The organism is Microbacterium phycohabitans (assembly GCF_032464935.1).
Classification (GTDB): Bacteria; Actinomycetota; Actinomycetes; order Actinomycetales; family Microbacteriaceae; genus Microbacterium; species Microbacterium phycohabitans.
In genome coordinates, this window is the sequence record NZ_JAWDIT010000001.1 from 190602 (window position 1) to 211119 (window position 20518).

The 20518-nt window shown below is 69.8% G+C and carries 21 protein-coding genes; 3 read left to right on the forward strand and 18 right to left on the reverse strand.

Features of this window, described 5'->3' with window-relative positions:
* Positions 1-18: 18 nt before the first annotated feature.
* The 13 genes from RWH44_RS00885 to prmC all read right to left on the reverse strand — a co-directional run bounded on the left by RWH44_RS00885 (position 19) and on the right by prmC (position 11242).
* Positions 19-768, reverse strand: coding sequence for a YaaA family protein (locus RWH44_RS00885; protein ID WP_316003127.1), 750 nt, complete (start codon positions 766-768; stop codon positions 19-21).
* 68 nt (positions 769-836) lie between these two features.
* On the reverse strand, positions 837-1097 hold the full coding sequence (locus tag RWH44_RS00890) for a F0F1 ATP synthase subunit epsilon (protein ID WP_058232213.1): 261 nt from the start codon (positions 1095-1097) through the stop codon (positions 837-839).
* Between the two features lies 1 nt (position 1098).
* The gene (gene atpD, locus RWH44_RS00895) at positions 1099-2547 is read right to left on the reverse strand and encodes a F0F1 ATP synthase subunit beta (protein ID WP_316003128.1); all 1449 of its coding nucleotides are present in this window, start codon (positions 2545-2547) and stop codon (positions 1099-1101) included.
* A gap of 22 nt (positions 2548-2569) precedes the next feature.
* Positions 2570-3472: a F0F1 ATP synthase subunit gamma gene (locus RWH44_RS00900; protein ID WP_298874924.1), complete on the reverse strand. Its 903-nt coding sequence runs from the start codon at positions 3470-3472 to the stop codon at positions 2570-2572.
* Between the two features lie 25 nt (positions 3473-3497).
* Entirely contained in the window at positions 3498-5129 is a 1632-nt protein-coding gene (atpA, locus tag RWH44_RS00905; protein WP_058232210.1) for a F0F1 ATP synthase subunit alpha, read from the reverse strand.
* 62 nt (positions 5130-5191) lie between these two features.
* Entirely contained in the window at positions 5192-5980 is a 789-nt protein-coding gene (locus tag RWH44_RS00910) for a F0F1 ATP synthase subunit delta (RefSeq protein WP_298874919.1), read from the reverse strand.
* The gene (locus tag RWH44_RS00915; protein WP_298874917.1) at positions 5980-6540 is read right to left on the reverse strand and encodes a F0F1 ATP synthase subunit B; all 561 of its coding nucleotides are present in this window, start codon (positions 6538-6540) and stop codon (positions 5980-5982) included. The genes RWH44_RS00910 and RWH44_RS00915 overlap by 1 nt, the downstream gene beginning before the upstream one ends.
* 34 nt (positions 6541-6574) lie before the next feature.
* On the reverse strand, positions 6575-6808 hold the full coding sequence (atpE, locus tag RWH44_RS00920) for a F0F1 ATP synthase subunit C (RefSeq protein ID WP_043360904.1): 234 nt from the start codon (positions 6806-6808) through the stop codon (positions 6575-6577).
* Between the two features lie 45 nt (positions 6809-6853).
* Positions 6854-7684, reverse strand: a complete 831-nt coding sequence (gene atpB / locus RWH44_RS00925) for a F0F1 ATP synthase subunit A (RefSeq protein WP_437127263.1) — start codon at positions 7682-7684, stop codon at positions 6854-6856.
* Positions 7685-7896: 212 nt separating this feature from the next.
* Positions 7897-8385, reverse strand: coding sequence for a Cg1360 family ATP-synthase-associated protein (locus RWH44_RS00930; protein WP_298874913.1), 489 nt, complete (start codon positions 8383-8385; stop codon positions 7897-7899).
* Entirely contained in the window at positions 8382-9557 is a 1176-nt protein-coding gene (locus tag RWH44_RS00935; protein WP_298874910.1) for an MraY family glycosyltransferase, read from the reverse strand. Before RWH44_RS00935 ends, RWH44_RS00930 begins: the two co-directional genes overlap by 4 nt.
* On the reverse strand, positions 9554-10297 hold the full coding sequence (locus tag RWH44_RS00940) for an L-threonylcarbamoyladenylate synthase (protein WP_316003129.1): 744 nt from the start codon (positions 10295-10297) through the stop codon (positions 9554-9556). Before RWH44_RS00940 ends, RWH44_RS00935 begins: the two co-directional genes overlap by 4 nt.
* Positions 10298-10348: 51 nt before the next feature.
* Positions 10349-11242: a peptide chain release factor N(5)-glutamine methyltransferase gene (gene prmC, locus RWH44_RS00945; RefSeq protein WP_316003130.1), complete on the reverse strand. Its 894-nt coding sequence runs from the start codon at positions 11240-11242 to the stop codon at positions 10349-10351.
* 162 nt (positions 11243-11404) lie between these two features.
* On the opposite strand from prmC, the gene cysK reads away from it, so the two are divergent.
* Genes cysK through RWH44_RS00960 form a run of 3 tightly spaced genes read left to right on the forward strand, consistent with a single transcriptional unit; the run spans position 11405 to position 14365 of the window.
* Positions 11405-12343: a cysteine synthase A gene (cysK, locus tag RWH44_RS00950; RefSeq protein WP_316003131.1), complete on the forward strand. Its 939-nt coding sequence runs from the start codon at positions 11405-11407 to the stop codon at positions 12341-12343.
* 1 nt (position 12344) lies between these two features.
* Entirely contained in the window at positions 12345-12914 is a 570-nt protein-coding gene (gene epsC, locus RWH44_RS00955; RefSeq protein WP_316003132.1) for a serine O-acetyltransferase EpsC, read from the forward strand.
* A gap of 50 nt (positions 12915-12964) precedes the next feature.
* Positions 12965-14365, forward strand: coding sequence for an amidase (locus tag RWH44_RS00960; protein ID WP_316003133.1), 1401 nt, complete (start codon positions 12965-12967; stop codon positions 14363-14365).
* A gap of 120 nt (positions 14366-14485) precedes the next feature.
* On the opposite strand, the gene RWH44_RS00965 is transcribed toward RWH44_RS00960, so the two are convergent.
* The 5 genes from RWH44_RS00965 to thrC all read right to left on the reverse strand — a co-directional run bounded on the left by RWH44_RS00965 (position 14486) and on the right by thrC (position 20517).
* Positions 14486-15079 carry a GrpB family protein gene (locus tag RWH44_RS00965; protein ID WP_316003134.1) on the reverse strand — a complete coding sequence of 198 codons (594 nt, stop codon included), beginning with the start codon at positions 15077-15079 and terminating at the stop codon, positions 14486-14488.
* 9 nt (positions 15080-15088) lie between these two features.
* Positions 15089-16165 (reverse strand): peptide chain release factor 1, encoded by a 1077-nt coding sequence (gene prfA, locus RWH44_RS00970; protein WP_316003614.1) that lies wholly within the window; start codon positions 16163-16165, stop codon positions 15089-15091.
* 33 nt (positions 16166-16198) lie between these two features.
* Positions 16199-18355: a transcription termination factor Rho gene (gene rho / locus RWH44_RS00975; RefSeq protein WP_316003135.1), complete on the reverse strand. Its 2157-nt coding sequence runs from the start codon at positions 18353-18355 to the stop codon at positions 16199-16201.
* 150 nt (positions 18356-18505) lie between these two features.
* Positions 18506-19438: a homoserine kinase gene (gene thrB / locus RWH44_RS00980; RefSeq protein WP_316003136.1), complete on the reverse strand. Its 933-nt coding sequence runs from the start codon at positions 19436-19438 to the stop codon at positions 18506-18508.
* A complete protein-coding gene (thrC, locus tag RWH44_RS00985; protein WP_298874887.1) occupies positions 19435-20517 on the reverse strand; it encodes a threonine synthase in 1083 nt (360 codons plus the stop codon). The genes thrB and thrC overlap by 4 nt, the downstream gene beginning before the upstream one ends.
* Position 20518 lies beyond the last annotated feature (1 nt).

The following is a 20518-nucleotide window of genomic DNA, read 5'->3' on the forward strand; positions in this document are numbered from 1 at the left end:
CCCCGCTCGCGGAACGTCTCACACTGCTAGGAACAGCTCGCTTTCGCCCGAGGGGCGGACCACCCATCCCTTGCCGTTCGCCCAGCGCAGGAACTCCTCCGCACCGGACACCTCGGCACCGCTCGTCGCCATCGCGCGCACCAGCTCGCCCTTGGCGTGCTTGTTGAAATGGTTGAGCGCGCGAACGGCCCCTCCCTCCCCCTCGGTGACCACTCGCACGTACGCCGACGACACCGTGGCGGGGACGGGCCCGAGCGCCACATAGGCCTCCGAGCGCAGATCGAGGACGAACGATGCCCCAGTGCCCGCCAGTGCCTCGGTGACCGCGTCGGCCCACACGCGACGGAGCGCCGGCAGCGCGGGAATCGACGTGCCCGCCGCCAGACGATAGGCCGGGATGCCATCGAGCGCCGCCACCGGACCGAGAGGTGCCGAATGGATAACGACGTGCTCCGCGAGCCAGCCGCGGGCGTCGTCGTCGAGGCTGCCCCCATCCAGGGCGTCGTAGAGGACGCCGGTATAGCGGTCGACAGCGGGCATGGTCGGGGCGGACCGCAGAGCGGCGTTGTCGGCGATCTCGTGCCGGCGCTTCGCGCTCAGCTTGAGCACGCGTGCCGCCGTCTCCTCGTCGGCGCTCAGCGCGACGAGCGCGTCGACCACGGCCTCGCGCTGCGGGAGGAGCGACGGCGCCCACAGCGATGCGAGTGACAACGGGGCACCGTCACCGCCCGGCTTCTTGGTCTCGGATGGCGGCAGCAGGACGAGCATGGGTTCTCCGGGAAAAGGCGACGCGCGCCGCCCGGAATCGGGCGACGCGCGTCAGCGATGAAGCGGTGTCAGGAGACGAGGGCTGCGTTCCCGGCGACGATCGTGAGCTCGTCGTTCGCCATCGAGAGGAAGCCGTCCTCGGCGTTGGCCAGGATCTTCGTGCCGTCGGTTCGGGTGATGCGAACCTCGCCCTGGGCGAGGATCGCGAGCACCGGCTCATGCCCCTGCATGAAACCGATCTCACCCTCGACGGTCTTGGCCACGACGAGCGAGGCCTCCCCCGTCCACACCTCGGCGTCCGCCGACACCAGGCTCACGCGCAACGACATGTCAGCCGTTCTCCTTCTGGATCTGCGCCCACTTGGCCTCGACGTCGGAGATGCCGCCGACGTTGAAGAACGCCTGCTCGGCGACGTGGTCGAAGTCACCCTTGACGATCGCGTCGAACGACTCGATGGTCTCCTTGATCGGGACCGTGGAGCCCTCGACACCGGTGAACTTCTTGGCCATGTAGGTGTTCTGCGAGAGGAACTGCTGGATGCGGCGTGCGCGCGACACGACGATCTTGTCTTCCTCGGAGAGCTCGTCGACACCGAGGATGGCGATGATCTCCTGCAGTTCCTTGTTCTTCTGGAGGATCTGCTTGACGTTGGTGGCGACGCGGTAGTGGTCGGCACCGATGTAGCGCGGGTCGAGGATACGGCTGGTCGACGTCAGCGGGTCGATGGCCGGGTAGAGACCCTTCGACGCGATCTCACGCGAGAGCTCGGTCGTGGCGTCGAGGTGCGCGAACGTCGTCGCGGGAGCCGGGTCGGTGTAGTCGTCGGCGGGCACGTAGATGGCCTGGAGCGACGTGATCGAGTGACCGCGGGTCGAGGTGATGCGCTCCTGGAGCACACCCATCTCGTCGGCGAGGTTCGGCTGGTATCCCACGGCCGAGGGCATGCGGCCCAGCAGCGTCGAGACCTCGGAACCGGCCTGCGTGAAGCGGAAGATGTTGTCGATGAACAACAGCACGTCCTGCTTCTGCACGTCGCGGAAGTACTCCGCCATCGTCAGGGCCGACAGGGCGACGCGAAGACGCGTCCCCGGCGGCTCGTCCATCTGGCCGAACACGAGGGCGGTCTTGTCGAAGACGCCCGCCTCCTCCATCTCGCCGATGAGGTCGTTGCCCTCACGGGTGCGCTCGCCGACACCGGCGAACACCGACACACCACCGTGGTCCTGCGCCACGCGCTGGATCATCTCCTGGATGAGGACCGTCTTGCCGACGCCCGCGCCACCGAAGAGGCCGATCTTCCCGCCCTGCACGTAGGGGGTCAGGAGGTCGATCGACTTGATGCCGGTCTCGAACATCTCGGTCTTGGACTCGAGCTGGTCGAAGCTGGGCGCCTTGCGGTGGATGCCCCAGCGCTCGGTGACCTCGATGGTCTCGCCGGGAGCGGCGTTCAGCACCTCACCGGTGACGTCGAACACCTTGCCCTTGGTCACGTCGCCGACGGGCACCGAGATGGGGCCGCCGGTGTCGCGCACGTCCTGACCGCGGACGATGCCGTCGGTGGGCTTGAGGGCGATGGCGCGGACGAGGTCGTCACCGAGGTGCTGAGCGACCTCGAGGGTGATCTCGGTCGACTCGTCATCGATGGTGATCGTGGTCTTCAGCGCGTTGTAGATCTCGGGGATCGCGTCATGCGGGAACTCGATGTCGACGACCGGGCCGGTGACGCGCGCGACGCGTCCGACGACGGCCGCGTCGGTCTTCTCGGCGGTGAGGCTCATGGCTTCTTCTCTCCTTGGGGACTTACTTGCCGGATGCCAGGGCATCGGCGCCGCCGACGATCTCGGCGATCTGCTGCGTGATCTCCGCCTGGCGCGCGTTGTTGCGCAGGCGGGTGTAGTCGGTGATGAGCTTGTCGGCGTTGTCGCTGGCCGACTTCATGGCCTTCTGGGTCGCGGCGTGCTTGGCGGCCGACGACTGCAGCAGGGCGTTGAAGATGCGGCTCTGGACGTACGTCGGCAGGAGCGCGTCGAGAACGGTCTCGGCGTCCGGCTCGAACTCGTAGAGCGGGTAGACCTCGGACTGCGCGGGTGCCTCGTCGGCCTCGAGCACTTCGAGCGGGAGCAGGCGCACGGACTCCGGCGACTGCGTCATCATGCTGACGAAACGGTTGTACACGAGGTGGATCTCGTCGACGCCGCCCTCGTTTTCGCCGCCCGCGCGGTACGCCTCGATCACGGCATCCGAGATCTCCTCCGCGGTGGAGAACTGCGGGGTGTCGGTGTCGCCCACCCACTGCGCGACGCTCGGCATGCGACGGAACTGGAAGTATCCGACGGCCTTGCGCCCGACCAGGTAGTAGACGACCTCCTTGCCCTGCGATCGCAGGAGCTCGGCCAGCTCGAGACCCTCACGGAGGATCTGCGAGTTGAACGCGCCCGCGAGACCGCGGTCGGACGTGAAGATGACGACGGCCGACCGACGGATGTTCTCGCGCTCGGTCGTCAGAGGATGGTCGACGGAGGAGTGCGTGGCGACCGCCGAGACGGCGCTCGTGACGGCCCGCGCGAAGGGAGACGCCGCGCGCACACGCGCCATCGCCTTCTGGATGCGCGAGGCCGCGATGAGCTCCATCGCCTTGGTGATCTTCTTGGTCGTCTGAGCAGAACTGATCTTCTGCTTGTAGACCCGCAGTTGTGCGCCCATGATTTACGTTCTCGTGTCGTCGCTGTCAGCGACGGCCCTTGACGATCCGCTCCTGGTTGACGTCTTCCGCCTCGGCCGCGTCGACCTTCTCGGCGCCGACGACGCTCTGGTCCTTTCCGGGCTGGAATTCCTTCGCGAACGCGTCGATCTTCTGCTCGAGCTCGGCGAGCGTGTCGTCACCGAGCACGTTCGTCTCGCGCAGCGTGTCGAGCACGGTCGAGTTGCGGCGCAGGTAGTCGAGCAGTTCGCGCTCGAAACGCAGCACATCGGAGACCTCGACCGTGTCGAGCTTGCCGTTGGTACCGGCCCAGATCGAGACGACCTGCTCCTCGACGGGGTACGGCGAGTACTGCGGCTGCTTGAGCAGCTCGGTCAGGCGCGCACCACGGGCGAGCTGACGACGCGAGGCCGCGTCGAGGTCGCTCGCGAACATGGCGAACGCTTCGAGCGAACGGTACTGCGCGAGCTCGAGCTTCAGCGTTCCGGAGACCTTCTTGATCGACTTGACCTGAGCGTCACCACCGACGCGCGAGACCGAGATACCCACGTCGACCGCGGGGCGCTGGTTGGCGTTGAAGAGATCGGACTGCAGGAAGATCTGGCCGTCGGTGATGGAGATCACGTTGGTCGGGATGTACGCCGAGACGTCGTTGGCCTTGGTCTCGATGATCGGCAGGCCCGTCATCGATCCGGCGCCGAGCTCGTCGGACAGCTTCGCGCAACGCTCGAGCAGACGCGAGTGCAGGTAGAACACGTCACCGGGGTACGCCTCGCGGCCCGGCGGGCGACGCAGGAGGAGCGACACGGCGCGGTAGGCCTCGGCCTGCTTCGACAGGTCGTCGAAGATGATCAGGACGTGCTTGCCGCCGTACATCCAGTGCTGGCCGATGGCCGAACCGGTGTAAGGGGCGAGGTACTTGAAGCCGGCGGGGTCGGACGCGGGGGCCGCGACGATGGTGGTGTACTCCATCGCACCGGCGTCCTCGAGGGCGCCCTTCACCGAAGCGATGGTCGAGCCCTTCTGACCGATGGCGACGTAGATGCAACGCACCTGCTTGTTGACGTCGCCGGACTCCCAGTTGGCCTTCTGGTTGATGATCGTGTCGATCGCGATGGCCGTCTTACCGGTCTGGCGGTCGCCGATGATGAGCTGGCGCTGGCCGCGGCCGACGGGGATCATGGCGTCGATGGCCTTGATGCCGGTCTGCAGGGGCTCGTGCACGCTCTTGCGCTGCATGACGCCGGGCGCCTGCAGCTCGAGCGCGCGGCGACCCTCGGTCGCGATCTCGCCGAGACCGTCGATCGGGTTTCCGAGCGGGTCGACGACGCGACCCAGGTAGCCGTCGCCGACGCCGACCGAGAGCACCTCGCCCGTACGGGTGACGCTCTGGCCCTCTTCGATGCCGGAGAACTCGCCGAGCACGACGACACCGACCTCGTTCTCGTCGAGGTTCTGGGCGAGGCCGAGCGTGCCGTCCGCGAAGCGGATGAGCTCGTTGGCCATGACGCCGGGAAGGCCCTCGACGTGAGCGATGCCATCGGCCGCGTCGACGACGGCGCCGACCTCGGTCGCCGCGGCGCCGGTGGGCTCGTAGGCGGTGACGAAGTCCTTCAGCGCGTCACGAATGACGTCGGGGCTGATAGAGAGATCTGCCATTGTCTTCCTTCGTTCGTGGGGCCCTCGGCCCCCAAGATCACGCCCGCTCGGGCGGAAAGTCTTCAGCCGGCGATCCGCTGGCGGAGGTCGGCGAGACGTGCGGACACGCTCGCGTCGATGACATCGTCGGCGACCTGCACGCGCAGACCACCGAGAACGGTGGGGTCGATCACGGTGTTCAGCGTGACAGCCGAGCCGTAACGTGCGCTGAGAGCGTTCTGCAGACGGGTCTGCTGGTCGGCGCTCAGCGGTGCCGCGGCGGAGACGGTGGCCACGATGCGCGAGCGCTGGTCGGCCACGATGCTCTCCGCGCGGCGGAGCAGGGCGCGCACCCGACGACCGCGTGCGTGCTCGACGAGCGACGACACGATCAACGCGGTACCGGCGCTCGCACGCCCGTCGAGAAGGGTCGAGACGAGCGTGCCCTTCGCCGACGCGTCGCCGAGGCGACCGCCCAGCGCGAGTTCGAGCTCGCCGTTCGAGGCGACCGTCCGCGAGAACGAGAAGAGCTCGGCCTCGATGTCACCGGTCTCGGCGACAGCGGTGGCCCGCACCGCGAGCTCCTCGAGTCCCTCGACGAACTGCGCGGCGCTGGACCAGCGCTGCTGGGAGGCGCTCGAGAGCAGCCCCACCGTGGCAGGCCGGTACGACGGACCGAACACGGCGGAGACGAGTCCCGCCCGAGCGTCCGCTGGCACCGACGAGTCGGACAGCGCGCCGCTCAGCTGCGCCGATCCGCTCACGGCGGCCACGGCAGCGAACAGCTCGCGCGCGACGTCGAGATCGACACCCGACGCGGAGGCCAGGGCCTCCGACGTCGCGGTCCGGGCCTGAGTGGTCGCGCTGCCCATTACTTGGCCGCCTTCTCGGAAGCTTCGAGCTCGGCGAGGAAGCGGTCGACGACGGCGTTGGCGCGCGCGTCGTCCGACAGGGTCTCACCGATCACGTTGCCGGCGAGGTCGACCGCGAGGGTACCGACCTCGGAGCGCAGCTGCACGAGGGCCGTCTGACGCTCGGCCTCGATCTGGGCGTGGGCGCTGGCGGTGATGCGAGCTGCCTCCGACGCGGCCGTCTCCTTGGCCTCGGCGACGATCTTGCGACCGTCCTGGGTGGCGGACTCGCGGATCTCACCGGCTTCGCGGCGCGCCTCGGCGAGCTGCGCGGTGTACTCCTCGAGAGCGGCCTCGGCCTGTCGCTGGGCCTCGTCGGCCTTGGCGATGTTGCCCTCGATGGCAGCACTGCGCTCGTCGAGCAGCTTCGCCATGCGAGGCAGAGCGACGCGCCACACCACGACGGCGATGATGATGAAGCACACCAACGACCAGACGATGTCGTACGTAGCCGGAAGCAGCGGGTTCTGCGCTTCCTCCCCCGCGGGCTCCGCGGCGAGTGTGACAAGAGCGTTCAGCATCCTGTCTCCTTACAGTGAGTCGAGAGCGGCCGGATCAGGTGAAGATGAAGCCGGTCGCGATACCGATGAAGGCGAGCGCCTCGGTGAAGGCGATACCGATGAACATCAGGACCTGCAGGCGGCCCGCGAGCTCGGGCTGACGGGCGACGCCCTCGATCGTCTTGCCGACGACGATGCCCACGCCGATGGCGGGGCCGATGGCCGCGAGGCCGTAGCCGATCGTGGCGACGTTACCGGTGACCTGGGCGAGAACCGTAGTTGCGTCCACGGGTTTTTTCCTTTCGGTTGGGTGGCTCGGCGTGCGCCGGGCCGCTCAGTGCTCTTCTGCGACCGCGAGCTGGATGTAGACCGCGGTGAGGATCGCGAAGACGTACGCCTGGAGGAAGGCGACGAAGATTTCGAACAGGGTGAAGGCGAGGCCGAAGGCGAGCGAGCCGGCGCCGAGGGCGATCCATCCGCCGCTCAGGCCGAACACGAAGAACTGCGTCGCCGAGAAGAACAGCACCAGCATGAGGTGCCCGACGACCATGTTCATCAGAAGTCGCAGCGTCAGGGTGACGGGGCGGATGATGAAGGTCGAGAGGAACTCGAGCGGGACGATGATGATGTACAGCGGCCACGGCACGCCCGAGGGCAGCAGCGCGTTCTTGAAGAAGCCGCCGGGGCTCTTCTTGATGCCCGCGTAGATGAAGGTCACGTAGGCGACGATCGCGAGCAGCATGGGCACGGCGATGACGCTCGTTCCGGCGATGTTCAGACCGGGGATGACACCCGTGATGTTCATGAACAGCACCATGAAGAAGATCGTGGTGAGGATCGGCAGGAACCGCTTGCCGTCCTTGCGACCCAGGATGTCTTCCGCGATGTTCACGCGGACGAAGTCCAGGCCCATCTCCACGACGCTCTGGAAGCGGCCGGGAACGACCTTCATGCGACGGGTGCCGACGATCAGCAGGATCACGAGGACCGCGGTCGCGAGGAACTGGACCAGGTTGATCCGGGTGATCTCGAACGGCGCGCCGAAGATGTACAGCCCCGGGAAGGTGATGACCGCGTCGGGGAAGAACTCGGAGATCGAGGGCGGGTGGAATTCCGCACCCGCGGACGCGAAGTTCGTGATCAGGGTCGCAGCTTGAGTAGTCAGCGCTGGCTCCAGCTTCGGGGCATCGGTGTGAACCGTTGCGACGATGGTCGGTGATCGTACCCGAAGTGCGAACGTGGAGAAGAGTTCTCGTCGCGGGTGGGTACTTATGTAACCCTATCAAACTCCCGGCGGATCCATGAGTCCGGGGCGGGTGAACCTCTCGCCGCCGGAGTATCGCGCGCGAAGCGGCGGCCGGGTGGGTTATGGGTCCGTCAGGCCCGACGATCGCCCGCGTCGGGGTCGGTCGGCAGGGTCACGTCGCTCACGCTGGGGATGCGCAGGCGCAGCAGGACCACGACGTCGACCGCGAGCGACGCGATGACGCTCACCACGAGTGCGACGTAGAACACGACCGGATCGACCCATCCCTGTCCGCGCAGCACGACGATCGCGACGATGAAGAGCACGAGCTTCAGCAGCCACCCGCCCAGCACGATGCCGAAGAAGATGGGCACGTAGAGCGGGTCGCCGTACCACCGGTTGGCCACCAGGATGCTGATCGCCGTCACCGCCAGGAAGAACGCGCTCACCGCGACGCCCGAGAGGGCGCTGCCCAGTCCGCCGGCTCCCCCGACCGCGAAGCCCGCCACCGCGCCGATCACCAGGAGCACGGCGGTGACGATGCCGCCCCACACCAATGCGGTGCGCAGCACCGGGGTACTGGACAGGGGGCTGCGGGGGGCGGGAGAGACGCTGCTCATGAGGGGGACTCCGGTCGGGTGGGGCGGACGCGACGGGAGAGCCGTCGCAGACGGTGCGATGAGGGAAGGAGGGTCAGGACGGCGCAGGCGATGACACCGGTCACGCCGAAGGCGATCCCGATGGCGTAGTCGCCGGGCCAGCTCTGCTGGGTGCCGATGTACATGAGCAGGAACGCGAGGCTCACCACCGCGGTCCAGCTGTAGAAGATCAGGACGGCATCCCGGTCGGTGTGGCCCATGTCGAGCATGCGGTGGTGCAGGTGCTTGCGGTCGGGAGAGAAGGGCGACCGGCCGGCCCACTGCCGCCGCGCGACCGCGAGACCGAAGTCCAGCAGCGGCAGCAGAACGATGACGACGGGCAGGAGGATCGGGATGAACGCACCCAGGAGCTGCGAGCGACCGATCTTCTCGGGGTCGAGCACCGCCGGGTCGAGCTGTCCCGTGATGGCGACGGCCGAGCTCGCCATCAGCAGGCCGAGCATGAGGGCACCGGCGTCGCCCATGAAGAGCTTGGCGGGCGTCCAGTTCATCGGCAGGAAGCCGAGGCAGGCGCCGACCAGGACCGCCGCGATGAACGAGGCGAGGTTGAAGTACGTGCTGGCTCCGGTGTCGCGCACCAGCAGATAGGAGTAGGCGAAGAAGACGCCGTTGGCGATGAGGCAGACCCCGGCGACGAGGCCGTTGAGCCCGTCGATGAAGTTCACGGCGTTCATCACGACGACGAGCGCGAACACGGTGAGCAGGAAGCTCACCCAGCTCGAGCCGACCGTCAACGCACCGATGGGGAGCGAGAGGATCTGCAGCTGCCCGAACCAGGCGATGATCCCCGCAGCGACGAACTGCGCGCCGAGCTTGATCATCCAGTCGAGGTCCCACAGGTCGTCGGCCACTCCGACCAGCACGATGAGCAGGACCGCACCCAGGAGCGAGAGCACCGGGACCGGATCGGTCCAGAAGATCGAGAAGTAGGGATTCCGGCTCGACAGCGCGAAGGCCGCGACCACCCCGAGGAACATCGCCACTCCGCCCAAGCGGGGCGTCGGCGTCTTGTGCACATCGCGATCCCGGATGCCGGGATACAGCTTGAAGCGCAGGGCGAGCTTCCACACCACCCACGACAGCGCGAGCGTGACCGCCGCCGTGAAGAGGATGGTGAGGAGGTACTGGGTCACGGACCCGGAGCCTCGTCATCCGGGGCTGCGCCGGAGGGCGCGTCCGCCGGGGTCGGGGCGTCGCGGTCGTCGACCGGGTCGGGCTCGAGCAGATCGCCGAGCACCTCGCGCAGGCGTTCGCGCGAGACGGCACCCTCACGGAGGACGCGCACCACGGGCTCGGCCCCGCCGACGAGCAGTGTGGCGTCGACGATGGTCGAGGCGACCCCCGTCTCGCTGACTCCGGCGTCGAGGTAGGCCGAGACGCTGTCGCCGAGCATGTCGCGCGCGGCGTCGATGTCGACGGCGGCGGGCATCCCGGTCAGGTTGGCGCTCGACACCGCGAGGGGGCCGGTCTCCTCGAGCAGTTCGAGGGTGAGCTTCTGCGCCGGCATGCGCACCGCGACCGTGCCGTGCGTGTCGCCGAGGTCCCACGAGAGCGAGGGCTGCGCGGGAAGCACGATCGTGAGCCCGCCGGGCCAGAATTCGCGGACCAGGTCGTCGACCGCGGGAGGGATCTCCGCGACCAGGGCGCGCAGCGTGCTCACGCCCGCGACCAGGACGGGCGGCGGCTGCTGGCGCCCGCGCCCCTTCGCTTCGAGGAGCCCCGCGACGGCGCGCGTGTTGAACGCGTCGGCGGCGATTCCGTAGACGGTGTCGGTGGGGAGCACGACGAGTTCGCCTCGGCCGATCGCCTGACGCGCGTGGCGCATCCCGGACAGCAGCTGCGACTCGTCACGGCAGTCGTAGACGGGTGACATGTCGCGCGCCAGTCTAGTCGCGCCGTGCGCGATGCGCTGTCACCCGGTGCGTCAGGGACGGATCGCGGTCGTGGCGCGGTCGCGCATCGTGAGGTCGGGATGGGTGGAGGCCGAGCGCCACCCGTCGGCGGTGAGAATCCCGCGGATCGCCTCCCCCTGCCACTCCCCGTGCTCGATCACGATCGTGCCGCCGGGATGGGCGAGTCGCAGGCCCACCCGGCTCAGCACCCGAACGGTGTCCAGGCCGTCGGGCCCGCCGTAGAGGGCGGCGGGCGGGTCGAACAGGCGCACCTCGGGATCGCGCGGGATGGCGTCGTCGGGCACGTAGGGCGGGTTGGATGCCACGACCGAGACCGTTCCATCCAGCTCGGGGAAGGCGTGGGCGAGGTCGATGAACGCGAGGGTGAGATTGTCGGCGCCGATGAGGGCGTGGTTCTGCTTCGTCCAGATGAAGGCGTCGACGCTGTTCTCCGCGGCGAAGACCCGCGCGTGCGGCACCTCGGTCGCCATCGAGAGCGCGATCGCACCGCTGCCCGTTCCGAGGTCGACGGCGATGGGGGCGTCGGCGACGACGGCCCGGAGAGCGTCGATCGCGAGCTGGGCGACCATCTCGGTCTCGGGGCGCGGGACGAAGACGCCGGGGCCGACGGCGAGTTCCATCGACCGGAAGGGGGCGCGTCCGGTGAGGTGTTGCAGGGGCTCGCGCGCGCAGCGGCGGTCGACGAGGGGCGCGAGGGCGAGGGATGTCGACTCGGGCATGCGGTCTCCGCGGATCGACGCGGCCTGCACACCGCCCCGCGAGGAATCCATCACGTGGGCGATGAGCAGTTCGGCATCCACCTGGGGGTCGGCGACGCCCGCGCCGCGGAGGCGGGCGACGGTCTCGCGGACGACGTCGGCGACCGAGGCGGCGAGGGGGGCGGGGGGCGTGACGGTCTCAGGCATGACGGGAGCCCAGCCTACTCGGGCGCGGTGCCCGCGCGGGGCGAGCGTGCGCCCGACGCACACGCCGGTGCGGGCCGTGTCGTCAAGCGGCGTCACACGGGCCGCCGTATCGGGGGGCTCGCCTAAAATGATCGCGTCCCGACCGACGGCGAAAGGCGAGCCATGCCCGGCATCCACTCCGACATCACCTCTGCATTCGGCGACACGCCGCTCGTGCGGCTGAACCGCGTGGCGGAGGGCGCCGGGGGGCAGATCCTCGCGAAGCTCGAGTTCTACAACCCCGCCTCCAGCGTCAAGGACCGCCTGGGCATCGCGATCGTCGACGCGGCGGAGGCGTCGGGCGAGTTGAAGCCCGGCGGGACGCTCGTCGAGTCGACGAGCGGCAATACCGGCATCGCTCTGGCGATGGTCGGCGCCGCGCGCGGCTATAAGGTCATCCTCACGATGCCCGCCTCGATGTCGAAGGAGCGCCGCATCCTGCTGAAGGCGTTCGGTGCCGAGCTCGTGCTGACCGACCCCACCAAGGGCATGTCGCACGCGGTCGACGAGGCCAAGCGCATCGTGGCCGAGACGCCGGGCGCGGTGTGGGCCCGCCAGTTCGAGAACGAGGCCAACCCGGCGATCCACCGCAAGACCACGGCGGAAGAGATCCTGCGCGACACCGACGGCAAGGTCGACTACTTCGTCGCCGGCATCGGCACGGGCGGAACGATCACGGGTGTCGGACAGGTGCTGAAGGAGCGCAACCCCGACGTCAAGATCGTCGCCGTCGAGCCGTCCGACTCCCCCGTGCTGACCAAGGGCCACCCGGGGCCCCACAAGATCCAGGGCATCGGTCCGAACTTCGTGCCCGCGATCCTCGATCGCGACATCATCGACGAGGTCATCGACGTCGAGTTCGACGACGCTATCCGCCTGGCGCGCGAGACGGCCGCGAAAGACGGCATCCTGGTCGGCATGTCGTCGGGTGCCGCCATCTGGGCGGCGCTCGAGGTCGCGCGGCGCCCCGAGGCCGCCGGCAGGAACATCGTCGTGATCATCCCCTCGTACGGCGAGCGCTACCTCTCGACCGCTCTCTACGAGCACCTGCGCGAAGACTGACGTGGGGGTCCTCTCCCGCCTCCGCGAAGACATCTCCTCGGCCAAGCTCCGCGATCCCGCGGCGCGCGGCGGTCTCGAGATCGCCCTCCTGTACCCCGGCCTTCACGCCGTGTGGTCGTACCGCATCGCGAACCGGCTCTGGCGACGGGGGCTGCGCTTCCCGGCGCGGGCCCTGTCTCAGGTGACCCGCTGGCTGACCGGCGTCGAGATCCATCCGGGAGCGACGATCGGTCGGCGCTTCTTCATCGACCACGGGATGGGTGTCGTCGTGGGCGAAACAGCGGAGGTGGGCGACGACGTCATGCTGTACCACGGCGTCACGCTCGGCGGTCGACAGCGCGAGGGCGGCAAGCGGCATCCGACGCTGCACGACGGGGTCGCCATCGGCGCGGGGGCCAAGATCCTGGGGCCCATCACCCTCGGTGCGCGCTCCGTCGTGGGGGCGAACGCCGTGGTCACCCGCGATGCCCCGGCCGACAGCGTGCTGGTCGGTGTCCCGGCCAAGGCGCGCACGCGCCGCAGCGGCGAAGACACCCGCGCGCTGTTGACCACGCCGGAGTACTGGATCTGACCGCTCCGGGGGCTCTCCCCCGCTCCGTCGCGGGGCCGTAGGCTCGGACGATGCCCCGTCTGCACGACCTCTCACTCGTGGCCCAGATCGACGGACTGCGCAGCGGCGACCTCTCGCCCCCTGATCTGACGACCCACTATCTCGACCGCATCCACCGCCACCGCGGTCTCGGCGCGTTCGTCGAGGTGACTCCGGATGCCGCGCTCCGGCGGGCCGCCGACCTCTCGCGACCGGCCGAGGGGGCGCTGTGGGGCGTTCCCCTGGCCGACAAAGACCTCGTCGCCCGGGCCGGAGTGCCCACGCGCTACGGCTCGCGCTCGCGGGCCGATCACGTGCCCACGGCATCCGATCCCCTCGCGGCGGCGCTCGACGCCGCCGGAGCGATCAACGTCGGCAAGACCAGTACGTCGGAATTCGGCCTCACGGGCTTCACCGAACCGCTGATCCACGACCCGGCGCGCGACCCGTGGCGCCCCACCGCGGGCGCGGGCGGATCGAGCGGTGGAGCGGCGGTGGCCGTCGCCGCGGGGCTCCTCCCCGCGGCCGTCGGTTCGGACGGCGGCGGCTCGATTCGCATCCCCTCCGCGACCGTGGGCGTGGTGGGGCTGAAACCCTCGCGCGGACGGCTGCCGATCGGCTCAGGTTTCGACTCCCCCGACGGCCTCTCGGTCACCGGACCGATCGCTCGCTCGGCGGAGGACGCGGGCCTCCTGCTCGACGCCCTCGTCGGCCTCGCTCCGTTCTCGTACGCGACCGCCGCGCCCGGATCGGGCCCCTTCGGCGACGCCGCGCGACGCGACCCCGGTCGGCTGCGCCTCGGCGCGACGACCGTCTCGCCGTGGGATGACGACGAGGACATCGTCCTCGACGCCGACGCGCGCGCCGCCTTCGACATGGCCATCGCCTGGCTCGACGACGCCGGTCACGCCGTGACGGATGCCGACTGGCATCCGTTCGGCTATCCGGAGCTCTTCCGCGTGCTCTGGCGTGCGAGCGCCGCGCGCATCCCGTTGAGCGGTGCCGACGCCGAGCTCGTCGAGCCGCTCACCGCGTGGCTCGTGGAGGAGGGGCGTCGCCTGTCTGCCCTCGAGCTGCTCGGCGGGCTCGCGGCCGCCCGGGCCTTCGAGCGGCGCACCATCGCCGACTTCTCGGCCTTCGACGCCGTGCTCACCCCGGCGCTCGCACAGTCTCCTCAACCGGTCGGGTCCTACGCCGGGCACGGCCCCGAGCGCACCTTCGCGATGCAGGTCGAGTACGCGCCGTACTCCAGCTTCGTCAACGTCGCGGGTCTGCCCGCGGTCACGATTCCGGTCACCACGGATGCCGAGGGGCACCCCGTATCGGTGCAGCTCGTCGGCCGGCCCGGGGGCGAAGCGACGCTGCTGTCGCTCGCCGCGCAGCTCGAGGACCGTCGCGGTCCCCTCCCCCACCCGCCCGCGTGGCACCGCTGACGCACGCGGCGTGACGCGACGCAGGAGATCTCGCGGAAATCGACCGGTGTCGCCGCTTCGCGTGGGTGAGGGCCAGGGGCTCCTGCACCGTGGCCGTCGCGATCCCGGACGCCCGGAGCGTCAGGGCAGAAGGCCGGCCGCGGCGAAGGCGCGCGCGTAGATCTCGCGGATCACGCCCTCCTTGCGGGCGTTGTAGGCGCTCATCAGACCGTCGGCCGCGACCGCGCGCTTGACCTCGGCGTAGCGCTCCCGATCCGTCTCGTCGACGCGCAGCCAGTCGCGGAAGATACGGTGCCGCGCGGCCTCCGGGCTGTCGGGAGGCCACACGTGCAGATTCACGGCGGGCTCCGCCGAGACCAGGCAGCGGTGACCGAGCCACCACGGCTCGCGTACGCGGAGCACGAAGCCGAGCGCCTCGAGGGCTGGGACGTAGGCGTCCTCGTCGTCGGTATCGGCGACAGTGAGGTCGATGTCGATCACGGGTTTGGCGGCCAAGCCGGGAACCGCCGTGGAGCCCACGTGGTCGACGACGAGGGCGCGTTCCCCCAGGACCGCGACGATGCGGTCGCGCACCGCGGCGAAGGTCGCCGGCCAGGCGGCATCCGGTTCGACGATCGCGATGGCGCGTGGCTGCTCCCGCTCCCCCACCCACGGGGAGAGGCCCGGCGGGGGCGGAGTGTCGTCGAACGTGGTGATCTGAGCGGGGGTGAGCACCACCCGAGCCTAGGAGTCGGCGAGGGCCGCGAGGCGCGCCTCTTCGTCGGCGCTGATCGCCGACTCGATGATCGGGCCGAGGGCGCCGTCCATCACCTGATCGAGGTTGTACGCCTTGTAGCCGGTGCGATGGTCGGCGATGCGGTTCTCGGGGAAGTTGTAGGTGCGGATGCGCTCCGAGCGGTCCATGCCGCGGATCTGCGACCGGCGGGCGTCGGCGGCGACGGCGTCGCGCTCCTCCTGCTGCTTCGCGAGCAGTCGGGCGCGGAGCACGCGCATTCCGGCTTCGCGGTTCTGCAGCTGCGACTTCTCGTTCTGCATCGACACGACGATGCCCGTGGGCACGTGCGTGATGCGCACCGCGGAGTCGGTGGTGTTCACCGACTGGCCGCCGGGCCCGGAGGAGCGGAACACGTCGATCTTCAGGTCGTTGGGATCGATCGCGACCTCTTCGGGCTCGTCGACCTCGGGGAAGACGAGCACACCCGTCGTCGAGGTGTGGATGCGCCCCTGCGACTCCGTCGCGGGCACGCGCTGCACCCGGTGCACGCCGCCCTCGTACTTCAGGTGCGCCCACACGCCCTGGGCCGGGTCGCTCGAAGAGCCCTTGATCGCGACCTGGACGTCTTTGTAGCCGCCGAGGTCGGATTCGGTGCGTTCGAGCAACTCCGTCTTCCACCCCATGGATGCCGCGTACTGCAGGTACATGCGCAGCAGATCGGCTGCGAAGAGGGCGCTCTCAGCGCCGCCCTCGCCGCCCTTGATCTCCATGATCACGTCGCGCGCGTCGTCGGGGTCGCGTGGGATGAGCAGGCGTCGCAGGCGCTCCTGCGTTTCGGAGACGCGCCCTTCGAGCGCGGGGACCTCTTCGGCGAAGGCGTCGTCTTCGCGGGCGAGCTCTCGCGCCGCCTCGAGATCATCGGATGCCGCCGTCCACGCGTCGTACGCGTGCACGATGCGGTTGAGTTCGGCGTACCGCCGATTCACCCGCTTCGCGCGCGCCGCATCCGCGTGGACGGCCGGGTCGTTGAGCTCGAGCTCGATCTGCCGGTGCTCATCGAGCAGCCCGCGGACGGACTCGAAGATGCCGGACGTCTCGGCAGGCTCAGCGGCCACGGGTCAGCGGATGCTGTTGTCGTCACCGCCGCGCGCGGGCGCCGGGATCGACTTCTGCATCTGCACGAGGAACTCGACGTTGGACTGCGTCTCCTTGAGCTTGCCGAGCACGACCTCGAGGGCCTGCTGGGGCTCGAGACCGGCCAGGGCCCGGCGCAGCTTCCAGGTGATCTTGACCTCGTCGGGCGACAGCAGCATCTCTTCGCGACGGGTGCTCGACGCGTTGACGTCGACGGCCGGGAAGATGCGCTTGTCGGCGAGCTGGCGGTTCAGGCGCAGCTCGCTATTGCCCGTGCCTTTGAACTCCTCGAAGATCACGTCATCCATCTTGGAGCCGGTCTCGACCAGCGCCGTGGCGAGGATGGTGAGCGATCCGCCGTTCTCGATGTTGCGCGCCGCGCCGAAGAAGCGCTTGGGCGGGTACAGCGCCGAGGCGTCGACACCGCCGGAGAGCACGCGACCCGAGGTGGGGGCGGCGAGGTTGTACGCGCGGCCGAGACGAGTGATCGAGTCGAGCAGCACGACGACGTCGCGACCGAGCTCCACGAGACGCTTCGCGCGCTCGATCGCCAGCTCGGCGACCGTCGTGTGGTCTTCCGCGGGGCGGTCGAACGTCGAGGCGATGACCTCGCCGCGGACGGTGCGCTGCATGTCGGTGACCTCTTCGGGGCGCTCGTCGACGAGCACGACCATGAGGTGGACCTCGGGGTTGTTCGTGGCGATCGCGTTGGCGATCTGCTGCAGCACGATCGTCTTGCCGGCCTTCGGGGGCGCGACGATGAGGCCGCGCTGGCCCTTGCCGACCGGGGCGACCAGGTCGATGATGCGCTGCGTGAGCTTCTCGGGGCCGGTCTCCAGGCGCAGGCGCTCCTGGGGGTACAGGGGGGTGAGGTTGTTGAACTCCACGCGGGCGGCGGCGTCGTCCACCGACAGGCCGTTGATGGAGTCGACCTGCACGAGCGCGTTGTACTTCTGGCGCCCCTGCTGCTCGCCCTCGCGGGGCTGCTTGATGGCGCCGACGACGGCGTCGCCCTTGCGCAGGTTGTACTTCTTCACCTGGCCGAGCGAGACGTACACGTCGCTCGGGCCGGGCAGGTAGCCGGTGGTGCGGACGAACGCGTAGTTGTCGAGCACGTCGAGCACACCGGCGATGGGGACGAGCACGTCGTCCTCGCCGATCTCGGTCTCGAACTCGTCGCCCGTCGTGTTCTGGCCGCGGCGCTTGTTGCGCTGACGGTTGCGGCTGTTGGCCGCACCGCCCTGCTGCTGCTGGGCCTGCTGGCCGTTCTGGCCGGCGTTGTCGCGCTGGCCGGAGTTGTCGCGCTGGGCGTTCTGCGCGGGGGCCTCGGCCTCGTCGGCGGAGCCGGTAGCCGTCGCCGCGTCGTTCTTCTCGGCGCCGTCGGCCTTGTTGCGGTTGCGGTTGCGCGACCGGCTCCGGCCACGGCCGCGGGCCGGGGTCTCGTCGGTCTGCTCAGCGGAGTCGTTCGCGTCGGCGGTCTGCTCGGACTGCTCGGTGGCGGTCTCGGCAGAGGCGTCTGCGGGGGCCTCGGGGGCGGCGTCGGCCGCGACGTCGGCCGCGGTGGTGACGGGGGTGGTGGGCTCCTCGGCCGTGACGTCGGCGGCCGGGGCGTCGGATGCCACGGCATCGGCGGCGTTCGCGTCGGAGGCCACGGCGTCGGCGGGGGCCTCCGCGGTCTCGGCGGAGGCAGCCTCGGCGGCAGCGGCCTCAGCGGCAGCGGCGTCGGCGGCGGCCTCCTCCTCGGCGGTGGCGCTCTTGGCACGACGCGGAGCGCGCTTGCGAGGAGCGCGAGCGGGCTTCTCGGCCGGGGCCGACTCCTCCGCGGCGGGCGCCTCGACGGCGTCGGCAGCCGGAGCTTCGGCAGCGGCCGGGGCCTCGGCGGCAGCGGCGGGCGCCGGCTCCTCGGCCGGCGTCTCGACGGCCTCGGCCGGGAACAGCGCCTCGGGCTGCGCCTCGGTGGCGGCCTCGGCGGCCGGGGCGTCAGTGCCCTCGCCGTCGGTGGCCTCCGCCTCAGTGTCGGCGGCGGACGTGGCGTCCGTCGCGGGGTCGGTACCCTCCGCCGCAGCCGTGGGCTGCTCTTCGGTGGGGTTCTCCGCGCTCTCGGGCGCGTCGACGGACTGGGTCTCGGAGATGGACTCCACGAGTGCTCCTCAGAAATGAAACGTGATCAGATCGCGCTTCGCCATGCAGAACGCAGACGAAGAGACACCAGCGGTTCGGGAGACTGCAGCCGATACCGGGTTCGCGATGTGTTGCGGATTTCGCAGGTGCAGAGGCTCAGATTCGCGAATTTACGCGGAACCCTCTGCGTTTTTCACTGTACCACCCTTGACGTCGACGGCGAGCATGAGCGCCTGCCACGGGGTGTCGACCACGGATGCCATAAGATCCGCCGCCGCCAGTCGCTGTCCCGGCCCGTCGGCGAGCACGAGCACGCTGGGGCCGGCGCCCGACACGACCGCCGCATATCCCTCGGCGCGAAGGGCGCGCACGAGCCGATCGGTCTCGGGCATGGCCTGGGCCCGGTAGTTCTGATGCAGTTTGTCTTCGGTCGCCGCCATCAGCAGCTCGGGGCTCTGCGTCATCGCCGCGATCAGCAACGCCGACCGCGACACGTTGAACACCGCGTCTTCACGGGGCACCTGGAGCGGCTGCAGGCTGCGCGCCACGGCGGTCGACATCGTGAAGCTCGGGACGAACACGAGAGGCGAGACACCGCGGTGCACGATGAGCTGCTTGTGCTGCGGGCCCTCGGCATCCATCCACGCGATCGTCAGTCCGCCGAACAGACCGGGGGCGACGTTGTCGGGGTGCCCTTCCATCTCGGTGGCCAGGCGCAGCAGATCGACGTCGCTGAAGACGACCTCGCCCTCGAGCAGGCCCTTCGCGGCCAGGATGCCGGCCACCACCGCCGCGCCCGACGAGCCCATGCCGCGCCCGTGCGGGATGACGTTGTGCGCGGTCAACCGCAACCCGGGAAGGGTGCGACCGACCGAGGCGTAGGTGTGCGCGATGGCGCGGACGACGAGGTGCGAGGCGTCGCGAGGGACGTCGGCCGTCCCCTCCCCCGCGACCTCGATCTCGAGGCGATCGCCGTCGAGCTGCTCGACGACGAGCTCGTCGTAGACGCTGAGGGCGAGACCCAGGGTGTCGAAGCCGGGACCGAGATTCGCGCTGGTGGCGGGAACGCGGACGGCGACCCGGCGACCGGGGCCTGAGCTCACGCGGTCACCGGCTGCAGGTCGAGCACGGAGGCGACCTCCGAGGTGGTGGCGTCGACGACGGTGGGCTCGACCGTCGTGCCGTCGGCCTTGCGCAGGGCCCACTGCGGGTCCTTCAGACCGTGACCGGTGACGGTCAGCACGACCTTCGCCCCGGCCGGGACGACGCCCGCCTCGGCGCGGCTGAGCAGACCCGCCACGCTGATCGCCGACGCGGGCTCGACGAAGACGCCGACCTCGCCCGCGAGGATCTTCTGCGCCTCGAGGATGCCCTCGTCGTCGATCGCGCCGAACCAGCCGTCGGTGGCCTCGCGCGCCTCGAGAGCGAGGTCCCACGACGCGGGGTTGCCGATGCGGATCGCGCTCGCGATCGTCTCGGGGTTCTTCACGACCTCGCCGCGCACGAGAGGCGCAGAGCCGGCCGCCTGCAGACCGAACATGCGGGGAACCTTCGTCGCGACCCCGCGCGCGGCCTCTTCGCGGTACCCGCGCGAGTAGGCGGTGTAGTTGCCGGCGTTGCCGACGGGGATGAAGTGGAAATCGGGGGCGTCGCCCAGCTGCTCGACGACCTCGTAGGCGGCGGTCTTCTGGCCCTCGATGCGGTCGGGGTTGACCGAGTTGACCAGGTGCACCGGATAGTGGTCGGCGAGCTCGCGCGCGATCTCGAGGCAGTCGTCGAAGTTGCCGCGGATCTGGATGAGGCGCCCGTTGTGCGCCACCGCCTGGCTCAGCTTGCCCATGGCGATCTTGCCCTCAGGAACGAGCACCGCGGCGGTGATGCCGGCGTGCGCGGCGTAGGCCGCGGCCGAGGCCGAGGTGTTGCCGGTGGAGGCGCAGATGACGGCCTTGGCGCCGTGCTCGACGGCGCGCGAGAGCGCCACCGTCATTCCGCGGTCCTTGAACGAACCGGTGGGGTTCATGCCCTCGAACTTCACCCACACGTCGGCGCCGGTGCGGCGCGAGAGTGCGGGCGCCGGGATGAGGGGCGTGCCTCCCTCGCCCAGGGTGACGACGGTGGAGGCGTCGGTGACACCCAGACGGTCGGCGTATTCGCGGAGGACTCCGCGCCAGAGGTGTGCCATG